This window comes from Sphingobium sp. LSP13-1-1.1 (assembly GCF_040676415.1).
In the GTDB taxonomy this organism is placed as follows: domain Bacteria; phylum Pseudomonadota; class Alphaproteobacteria; order Sphingomonadales; family Sphingomonadaceae; genus Sphingobium.
Genome location: NZ_JBEGHU010000009.1, coordinates 55,677 through 63,432 on the forward strand (window position 1 = coordinate 55,677; position 7,756 = coordinate 63,432).

Annotated in this window: 5 protein-coding genes; 3 read left to right on the forward strand and 2 right to left on the reverse strand. The window is 60.2% G+C overall.

What is annotated here, in order from left to right; genetic code table 11:
* Positions 1-9: 9 nt before the first annotated feature.
* From MRBLSP13_RS06945 to MRBLSP13_RS06955, 3 genes are all read left to right on the forward strand, one after another.
* Positions 10-2,235 (forward strand): TonB-dependent receptor, encoded by a 2,226-nt coding sequence (locus MRBLSP13_RS06945; RefSeq protein ID WP_363753596.1) that lies wholly within the window; start codon positions 10-12, stop codon positions 2,233-2,235.
* Positions 2,236-2,372: 137 nt separating this feature from the next.
* Positions 2,373-4,526 (forward strand): beta-glucosidase family protein, encoded by a 2,154-nt coding sequence (locus MRBLSP13_RS06950; RefSeq protein ID WP_363753599.1) that lies wholly within the window; start codon positions 2,373-2,375, stop codon positions 4,524-4,526.
* Between the two features lie 308 nt (positions 4,527-4,834).
* On the forward strand, positions 4,835-5,785 hold the full coding sequence (locus MRBLSP13_RS06955) for a glutathione S-transferase family protein (RefSeq protein WP_363735859.1): 951 nt from the start codon (positions 4,835-4,837) through the stop codon (positions 5,783-5,785).
* Between the two features lie 192 nt (positions 5,786-5,977).
* Here the strand turns inward: MRBLSP13_RS06955 and MRBLSP13_RS06960 are convergent, their stop codons facing one another.
* Both MRBLSP13_RS06960 and MRBLSP13_RS06965 read right to left on the reverse strand, forming a co-directional pair.
* Complete coding sequence (locus tag MRBLSP13_RS06960) at positions 5,978-6,718, reverse strand: GntR family transcriptional regulator (protein ID WP_363753602.1); 741 nt, start codon at positions 6,716-6,718, stop codon at positions 5,978-5,980.
* Between the two features lie 193 nt (positions 6,719-6,911).
* Positions 6,912-7,756, reverse strand: an 845-nt coding sequence (locus MRBLSP13_RS06965; protein WP_363753604.1) for a CobW family GTP-binding protein, incomplete at its 5' end; no start/stop codon positions are given.

Here is a 7,756-nt window from a genome sequence, read left to right on the forward strand (position 1 = left end):
ATGTTCTCGATGAAAATTCGCACGGCCTATGTTTCGGTCACCGCGCTTGCCGCAGCGCTTTCCTTTTCGCTTCCGGCCTTCGCCCAGGCGGGCGCGGGTGCAGCACTGCCGGACGGGGAAATCGTCGTCACCGCGACCCGTAACGAGACGCTTGCGTCGAAAACGCCTGTTGCCCTGACGGCCGTCAGCGGCGACGCCCTGCTATCGGCCGGCGTCACCAACCCGACCAGCCTTGGCGAACAGGTGCCCAATCTGTCGATCGACCGTAATAACGGCCTGCAGATCACCATTCGCGGCGTCAGCAGTTCCGACGGCACCGAAAAGGGTGATCCGTCCGCCGCTTTCATGGCCGACGGCATCTATATCGCCCGTCCTCAGGTCCAGGAAGTCAGCTTCTTCGACGTCCAGCGCGTCGAGGTGCTGCGCGGTCCGCAGGGCACGCTGTTCGGCCGCAACACCACGGCAGGCCTGGTCAACATCATTACGAACAAGCCCAAGCTGGGAGAGTTCAGTGGTTCGATCGACGCTACATATGGCAATTTCGACACGCAGCAGCTGACCGGAGTCATCAATGTCCCGGTAAGCCAGGGGATAGCGATCCGCGCCGCGGCCAATTACGATCGCCGCGATAATTATCTGGTTGCCGGGCCGAACTGGAATGCGCGCCTGGACCCGTTCAAGAAGAACTTCTCCGGCCGGCTCTCCGCCCTGTTTGATCTTGGTTCTGGTGAACTCGTCCTGCGCGGCGATTATTCGGCTATCAAGGGTACGGGATACAATACGGTTCCCGTCAGCAACTTCTACGCCGATTATCAGAGGACCGGCGTTGACCCGCTGTACATTGCGAATGGCAGCAGTTCTGCGGCAAAGCGGACGTTGAACGCGCCCTTCAGCGGGCCGATCGGTTCCGACAACTCGACCTGGGGCATCCAGGCCGATCTCAGCTATGATCTTGGCCCTGTCACTCTGAACTATCTGGGTTCCTACCGTGAGTTCAAGCGGCACGAAGACGGCGCGTTCCTCGTCGATGGCGGCGGCGCTACCATCGCGAATCCCTATGATGGCAGTTACTGGCAAAACAGTCAGGAGCTGCGCTTCTCGACCAATGGCGACGGTCCAATCAAGGCGCAGGCCGGCATTTATTATTTCAAGGAGAAGTCAGCAATCGCGAGCTACCTGCTTGGATTCCTGACGCCGACGCCCGGCGCCACCGGTTACGCTTTCGGTGTCGAGCAGGATCCGACCATTGCCGAATCCTGGGCTGGTTTCGGTCAGCTGACCTACAGCATCACCCCATCGCTACGGCTCACCGGCGGCATCCGCTATTCGCATGACAACAAGTCGCGTATCGGGCAGTTCGTCCAATGCGGCACGATCGCCTGCGGGCAACCCACCGACCTTAGCACGCCGAACATTGCGCATCGCAAATTCTCCAAGACAACCTGGCGGATCGGCGCGGATTATGATGTGAACGACCGGACGCTGCTTTATGGTGTTATTGCGACCGGATATAAGGCAGGTGGCTTCAACGATGGTTGTGAACAGGGTACGAACAGTGGCTGCACTGTACCCGCCGGAGCGCTCTATTATAATCCCGAAACGCTTACCTCTTACGAAGCGGGCCTCAAGACGCGTTTCATGAACAATGCCGTTCGCCTGAATGCATCGGCATTCCACTATGACTATAAGAGCATACAGCTCAGCCAGTTCTCCGACACGCTGTGTGGCACGCCGTGCCGCGTCACCACCAATGCCTCGTCCGCCAAGATCGATGGCGTTGAACTGGAGGGCGTCATCATGCCGGTTGCGACCAGCAAGTTTGATTTCTCCTTCTCCTGGCTGAACGCGCGTTATGGCTCCTTCATACCAGCGCCGGGATTTGACTGGTCGGGCAAGAAGCTGGATCGGTCGCCGACCTTCGTCGTCACCGCGGGCTATATGCAGACGTTCAATCTCGCCAATGGCGGCAATGTCCAGGCCGGGGTGCGTACGCGGCTTTCGGATGACTATCGCCTCGCTTCGCTAAGCACGGTGAACCAGTTCCGCGTGCCCAGCAATACACGGACCGACCTGCTCTTGACGTACAATGCGCCGGATAACCGCTGGTACCTCCAGGGCTTTGTCCGGAATGTGGAGAACAGCATAGTCGTCACCGCGGCGCAGACCGGCATCTTCGCCTCCGCGCAGCTTGCCGATCCGCGGACCTATGGCGTCCGGGCCGGCGTCAACTTCTGATCCCTGGGATGCCGGGCCTTCGTTCTCCCCCGAAGGTCCGGCAAACATTCATCCAGAATACTTTGGATTGGGAGAGGGCGGTGCCTGCTCATCCAGCCGGCTTCCCCTTCCCCCCTGTTGAAAAGGAATGGCCTTTAATGCGTGCCCTGCTGGCGCTTTCGGCGCTTGTTCTTTCGTCCCCGGTCATGGCGCGTGGCAAGGCAGAAGAGCCAGACCAGAAGGCGGCGCGCCTGGAAGCGCAAATGACCGACGCGGAAAGAATCGGTTTGCTGTCGGCGATCATGCCGATCCCGCTGGCAGGGGTTGAAGTCGACATACCCCCCGGGGTGCCGTTCACGGCCGGCTACGTGCCCGGCATCGCAAGGCTGGGCGTACCGCCGCAACTGTCGACGGACGCCAGTCTGGGCGTCGTCAACCCCGGCCAGCTTCGCGTGGGGGATGTTGCGACCGCCATGCCTTCGGGACTGTCACTCGCATCATCCTTCGATCCCATATTGGCCGAACGGGTCGGCGTGACCATCGGGGCGGAAGCGCGGGCCAAGGGCTTCAACATCCTGCTCGGCGGGGGCATGAACCTGACCAGGGATCCGCGCAACGGCCGCAATTTCGAATATCTGGGGGAGGATCCGCTGCTTGCGGGCATGCTCGCCGGCTATTCCATTCGTGGCGTCCAATCGCAGGGCGTCGTCTCAACGATCAAGCATTTCGTCCTCAATGCGCAGGAAACGCAGCGGAACACCGCAAATGCCGTCATTGCCGAGAGCGCGCTGCGGGAGAGCGACCTGCTGTCGTTCAAGATCGGGATAGAGATCGGCCAGCCTGGCGCGGTGATGTGTGGCTATAATCTCGTCAATGGCCAGAAGGCCTGCGGCAACGCGCATCTTCTGGACGATATCCTGAAGGGCGAGTGGAAATATCCCGGCTGGGTCATGTCTGACTGGGGCGCGGTGGGTGACGTATCCTACATCAATGCGGGGCTTGACCAGCAAATGGGTCGCCAGCTCGACGAGCACCCCTGGTTTACCGAGCCGCTCACGGCCGCGGTAGGGAAGGGGGACGTATCGAAGGCCCGGTTGTCCGACGCTGTCCGTCGCATGCTGCGCAGCCTGTTCGCCATCGGCATTTCCGATGCCTATTCCACCCAGCCGATCGATTACAAAGCCCATGCGAAGACGGCCCTGGAAGCGGCCCGCGAAGGGATCGTCCTCCTCAAGAATGAGGGCATTTTGCCGCTGGCCGCGAGCGCGAAGTCGATCCTGGTCGTTGGCGGCAATGCAGATTTCGGCGTGCTGTCGGGCGGCGGGTCCAGTCAGGTCACCCCCTCGAACGGCGAGATGCGCGTTCTCAAGGGCGGCGAGGGGCCGGTCGAACTGTTCAATCGCCAATCCTATTTTCCCGATGCGCCGATCGCGGCCCTGCGCGCTGCCCTGCCCCAGGCCAGCATCAGCTTTCAGACCGGCTATTCGGCTGAAGTCGCCGCCGCCTTTGCCGCGCGTGCCGATATGGTGATCCTCTTTGCGACCAAATGGGAAGGCGAGTCCTACGATTCCGGGTCCTTGTCCTTGCCGCAGGGGCAGGAGGATCTGATCCGGACGATCGCTGCCGCCAATCCCAATCTTGTCGTCGTCCTGGAAACAGGCAATCCGGTGACGATGCCCTGGCTCGACAAGGCGAAGGCGGTCGTTCAGGCTTGGTATCCGGGGCAGGAAGGCGGACAGGCGATAGCGGATATATTGACGGGGCGGGTCAATCCCTCCGGTCACTTGCCGATGACCTATCCAGCTTCGCTTGATCAATATCCCCGCCGCGCATTGCCGGGCCTGGGCCTGCCGGACAAGACGCCGGTGGAGGTCGATTACAGCGAAGGCGCGGATGTGGGCTATCGTGCCTTTGCCCGCTCGGGAGAAAAGCCGTTATTCCCGTTCGGCCATGGCCTGAGCTACAGCAAGTTCAGCCTGTCCGGACTGTCTGCGGTCAGGGGAGAGAAGCTCCGGCTGAGCTTCACGATCAGGAATGTCGGCGACCGGGCAGGGGCCGATGTGCCGCAACTCTATATGGTGGGGCGCAATGGCGAAAGGCTGCAACGCCTGATCGGGTTTCAGAGGGTCATGTTGAATCCGGGGGAAAGCAAGGCGATCACGCTGACGGTCGATGACCGCCTGCTGGCGAACTGGGGGGACGGCCAGTGGTCGATGCCTGCCGGCAGTTATAGCTTCGCACTTGGCGAGGACGCCGAAAGGCTGGAAAAGCCGGTCACGATCCGCCTGGGCGAAAAGCACTGGAAGGATTGAAGGCGATCGAGTTGTGCGTCGAACGCGCGGTCGATGGTGCGCATGGGCGCTTCAGTCTCGCGTCGTTCCAATGAATGTACGACTCGACTTCATCAAAAAAATCGACAAAATACGTATTATTGCATGAACTATCGCTCAAATGTGGGGAAATTGAAATTCATCGATATGATGTGATGTCGACGATGAGTGTGGATTGACCTGGTGATGGCGGAATTATCGGCCCGTCGCCCCTGTCCTTGCGCTTCAATTCGTTCCACCCAAGATTGCGGCCCCGCCACGATCGAGCAGACAGACAATGGGATGATGGCATGGGACTTCTGATTGACGGCGTCTGGCATGAGCAGTGGTATGACACTTCTTCCACTGGCGGCCGTTTCATCCGCAAGGACAGCATTTATCGCAATTGGGTCACAGCGGATGGATCCGCTGGGCCAAGCGGCAGTGCAGGCTTTGCTGCCGAAGCCGGGCGATATCACCTATATGTCAGTCTTGCCTGTCCCTGGGCCCACCGCACGTTGATCATGCGGGCACTCAAGGGGCTGGAAGACATGGTCAGCATTTCTGTAGTCAACTGGGTGATGCGTGAACAAGGCTGGACCTTTGCCGATGGTCCGGGGGTGATTCCGGATCCTGTTCACGGGGCGCTTTTTCTGCGGGAAATTTATACTGCCGACGACCAGCACTATACAGGGTCTGTCACGGTACCCATTTTATGGGACAAAAAGAACGGGAAAATCGTCAACAACGAGTCTTCCGAAATCCTCCGGATGTTGGGCTCCGCCTTCGATGGTCTTGGAGCCAAGCCTGGCGATTATTATCCGCAGCCGCTGCAGGCGGAGATCGATGCGCTCAACCAGCGGATCTACGATACGTTGAACAATGGCGTTTATCGGGCTGGCTTCGCCACTAGCCAGGAAGCCTATGCAGAAGCGCTTGGCCCGCTGTTCGAAACGCTGGATTGGCTCGAAAACAGGCTTTCGTCCCATCGCTTCCTTATGGGCGAACAGTTGACTGAGGCCGATATCCGTTTGTTCCCTACACTGATACGCTTCGATCCGGTCTATGTCGGTCACTTCAAATGCAATTTGCGCCGGATCGTCGATTACCCGAATCTGTGGCGCTACACGCGTGAGATTTATCATCTGCCCGAAGTCGCCAAGACTGTGAACATGCAGCACATAAAGGGCCACTATTACCAAAGCCATCCGACGATCAACCCGACCGGTATCGTTCCCCTGGGACCGAAGATCGAATATTAGAGCGAGCTTCGATTTGATCGGATCAGATCGGTAATCCAAACTCTCTGTCTTCCGCGATTTCCTGACCAGCGATCGTCTGGAATTGCTCCAGGAAACAGGCAATCGACATTCGGCCCAGGGCATCTTTCGAATGTTTGAAGCAAGTCCTCTGCCTCGCTTCAATTTTCGTGCTTCCAGGACTTCCCTATTCTTTCACGGATTGAGCGATGTGTTCGTGATCGCTTCGAAGGTCTGGGTGTAGTGATGCTGGAGCAGGGTGATCGCGCGATCGGCGTCGCGATTGATACATGCATCGACCAGATCGCGATGTTCCTGCAGCTCATTGCGCTCCAGGACCTGCTCCAGCGCGAGAAGACGGTAGCGTTCCGCGGCGTCGAACAACTGGCCGCTGATCCGCTTGATCCACCGGCTGCCGCACCCGCCGATGAGAGCAAGGTGGAAGTCCTTGTGCCGGCTTTCCCATTCGGAACTTTCGCCCTGGCCCGTCTCCCCGCGATGGGTTCGCGACAGATGGTGGAGCGCGAGTATGAGATTCTCCTCCCACGCCAGGTCGAACCGATCGATCGATTCACGAATGGCCAGGCCATCGATCCAGCAGCGCGTCTTGACGAGTTCCTTCAGCTCCTCGGCGCTCACCGGCGCGACACGAAAGCCCTTCTGCTCCTCGAGTGCGACGAAGCCTTCTGAAAGGAGCCGGTTGAGCGCTTCCCGAACGGGGCTGCTGGCCGTGTTGAACCGCTTGCGCAGGGCTTCGGCACGGATCTTCTCGCCAGGACGCATCCGCCCGCTGAGAATGTCGGCGCGCAACTGCGCATAGACGGACTGGGTCAATGTCGCCGTTTGCCGCTCGCCAGACCCCTCCGGCGTGGCGATGGTGTCCACTGCAGAAAGGGCCGACTTGTCATTCTTGTCGTTCAGGTACATTTCAATCATCTTGCTCTTTCAGAATGCGGCAAGGCGACAAAGATAAGGGCGTCCGTCGAGAAAGTCGAATCTCTGGAGTGTCCGTAATCGGCCAGCTGACGCTTCTGCGCAATTTCGAGGGCAGCTTCCGGCCCTTGGTTACGCTCCGGCCGCCGGGCGCGACACCCCTTGCGGTCTGCAGGTGGCCGGAGCCGAAACATATTCAGATGGGCCTTGCGGGTTCTGCTCCGCTTGCGTTCATGCGTGCGAGGGCGGTTCGGTGTGCGACGCGATCGAGCAATGTCACCATTTCTTCCAGTTCGCCGGCGGGCAGATCCTGGGTGATGAAGACGATGCGCGTGCGCTGATCCTCGTCGGGCCATTCGGGAAGCCAGGTCAGGTTGTGCAGCAGATGCTGCGCGCCCTGGATGACGGCGGGCTGGCCGGGTTCCTCCCTGACATTCACCAGCCCCTTCACCCGGAGCAGATTGGCGCCGAGATGCTTTTCCAGGGACGTCAGCAGCAGGTTCAGAGCCTCGCGCGGGAGCGGCTCGTCCCGGATGAGGTTGAACGACGCGATGCCGCTGTCATGCGCATGCGCTTCATGGCCATCCTCCGCGTGATGCGTTGCGTGGGCTGAAGCCGCGCCAAGGGCGGCCTCCATCCAGCTTTTCGCGGCTTGTGGATCCTCTCTCGGATCGGCCATCAGCTTGCGCATCACGCCCACCGGATCGGCCGCCAGATCATCGCTTTCCAGCACAGGGGCGGTGCGGTTGATCTGGCCCAGCCGGGCGATCAGCGCCGCCTTGCGCGCCGCCCGCTCCGCAGGTTCCAGCAGGTCCGTCTTGGTCAGGAGAATGCTGTCCGCCAGCGCGACCTGCCGCACGGAAACGGGATGATCCGCCAGGGTTGCCTCCGCGTTCACCGCATCGACGGTCGCTACGACCGCGCCCATCCGGAAGAGCCCCTCAAGCGTGGGTTCGGACAGGAAAGCCTGGAGGATGGGGCCCGCCTCGGCCAGGCCGGAGGTTTCGATGACGACATGGTTGAAATCGACCTCGCCGGCCT

Bases quoted from the DNA above. Each gene is read 5' to 3' on its own strand.
- MRBLSP13_RS06960 (WP_363753602.1), bottom strand. From the start codon at position 6,718: ATGATTGAAATGTACCTGAACGACAAGAATGACAAGTCGGCCCTTTCT.
- MRBLSP13_RS06955 (WP_363735859.1), top strand. From the start codon at position 4,835: ATGGGACTTCTGATTGACGGCGTCTGGCATGAGCAGTGGTATGACACT.
- MRBLSP13_RS06950 (WP_363753599.1), top strand. From the start codon at position 2,373: ATGCGTGCCCTGCTGGCGCTTTCGGCGCTTGTTCTTTCGTCCCCGGTC.
- MRBLSP13_RS06945 (WP_363753596.1), top strand. From the start codon at position 10: ATGAAAATTCGCACGGCCTATGTTTCGGTCACCGCGCTTGCCGCAGCG.